This window comes from Vibrio sp. Vb0598 (assembly GCF_033338935.1).
Lineage (GTDB): Bacteria > Pseudomonadota > Gammaproteobacteria > Enterobacterales > Vibrionaceae > Vibrio > Vibrio alginolyticus.
This window is the reverse complement of the sequence record NZ_JAWOTP010000193.1, coordinates 1-1190: the sequence shown is the minus strand read 5'-3', so window position 1 is coordinate 1190 and position 1190 is coordinate 1. Positions and strand designations below refer to the sequence as shown.

Genomic DNA, 1190 nt, shown 5'->3' with positions numbered 1-1190 from the left:
TATGAATTAGTCGAAGATCTTAGCAACAACACCAGCACCTACTGTACGGCCACCTTCACGGATCGCGAAACGTAGACCTTCGTCCATTGCGATTGGTGCGATTAGCTCTACAGTCATCTGTACGTTGTCGCCTGGCATTACCATTTCTACGCCGTCTGGTAGCTGGATGTCACCAGTTACGTCAGTTGTACGGAAGTAGAATTGTGGACGGTAGCCTTTGAAGAATGGAGTGTGACGACCACCTTCATCTTTAGACAGTACGTATACTTCTGATTCGAACTTAGTGTGTGGAGTGATTGAACCAGGCTTAGCTAGTACTTGACCACGTTCAACTTCGTCACGCTTAGTACCACGTAGAAGTGCACCAACGTTCTCACCTGCACGGCCTTCGTCTAGAAGCTTACGGAACATCTCAACACCAGTACATGTAGTTGTAGTAGTGTCTTTGATACCTACGATAGCAACTTCGTCACCTACAGTTAGGATACCACGCTCGATACGGCCAGTTACTACTGTACCACGACCTTGGATTGAGAATACGTCTTCGATAGGCATTAGGAATGGCTGATCTACCGCACGCTCTGGCTCAGGGATGTAAGTATCTAGAGCTTCTGCTAGTTCAACGATTTTCGCTTCCCACTGCTCTTCGCCGTTTAGTGCGCCTAGTGCAGAACCTTGGATAACTGGTAGGTCATCACCTGGGAAATCGTATTCAGATAGAAGTTCACGAACTTCCATTTCTACTAGTTCTAGTAGCTCTTCATCGTCAACCATGTCACATTTGTTCATGAATACGATGATGTATGGGATACCAACCTGACGGCCTAGTAGGATGTGCTCACGAGTTTGTGGCATTGGGCCATCTGTCGCAGCAACAACTAGGATACCACCGTCCATCTGTGCAGCACCAGTGATCATGTTTTTAACATAGTCAGCGTGTCCTGGACAGTCAACGTGTGCGTAGTGGCGTGATGGAGTGTCGTACTCAACGTGAGAAGTTGCGATTGTGATACCGCGCTCACGCTCTTCTGGAGCGTTATCGATAGATGCGAAGTCTTTAGCTACACCGCCGTAAACTTTAGCAAGAGTAGTACAGATAGCTGCAGTTAGAGTTGTTTTACCGTGGTCAACGTGGCCGATAGTACCAACGTTAACGTGCGGTTTCGTACGTTCAAATTTTTCTTTAGACA

At 47.2% G+C, this 1190-nt stretch carries 1 protein-coding gene; it reads right to left on the bottom strand.

Features of this window, described 5'->3' with window-relative positions; translation table 11 throughout:
* Positions 1 to 6: 6 nt before the first annotated feature.
* On the bottom strand, positions 7 to 1190 hold a 1184-nt coding region (tuf, locus tag R7Q38_RS24010; RefSeq protein WP_017822038.1), incomplete at its 5' end, for an elongation factor Tu.